Source organism: Streptomyces sp. P9(2023), assembly GCF_032436795.1.
Lineage (GTDB): Bacteria > Actinomycetota > Actinomycetes > Streptomycetales > Streptomycetaceae > Streptomyces.
Genome location: NZ_JAUPWM010000322.1, coordinates 1 through 300, shown reverse-complemented (window position 1 = coordinate 300; position 300 = coordinate 1). Strand labels below are relative to the sequence as shown.

The following is a 300-nucleotide window of genomic DNA, read 5'->3' as shown; positions in this document are numbered from 1 at the left end:
GTAGGCTCTAAAAATGTCTTAAATTATTTTAATTCTCCTTTTTCAGGTGATCCTAATAATTATGGTAGTAATCGAGGTGCTTCAGATATTGAGGAGTTTGAATTACAACAAGCTAAAATCATTGAAGCACTATATCGAATGAATGCTGATATTGTTGGCCTGCTAGAAATGGAGAATAATGGGTTTGGTAAAAAGTCAGCGATTGCACAATTAGTAAATGAGTTAAATGATCGTTATCGCTGTAATGACAATACCGATAACAATGTGTATCAATTTGTCGCTATCGATTCAAATAATGAC

1 pseudogene is annotated in these 300 nt (G+C 33.0%); it reads left to right on the top strand.

What is annotated here, in order from left to right:
- A pseudogene (locus Q5762_RS37790) lies at positions 1-300 on the top strand (hypothetical protein); the annotation flags it as partial.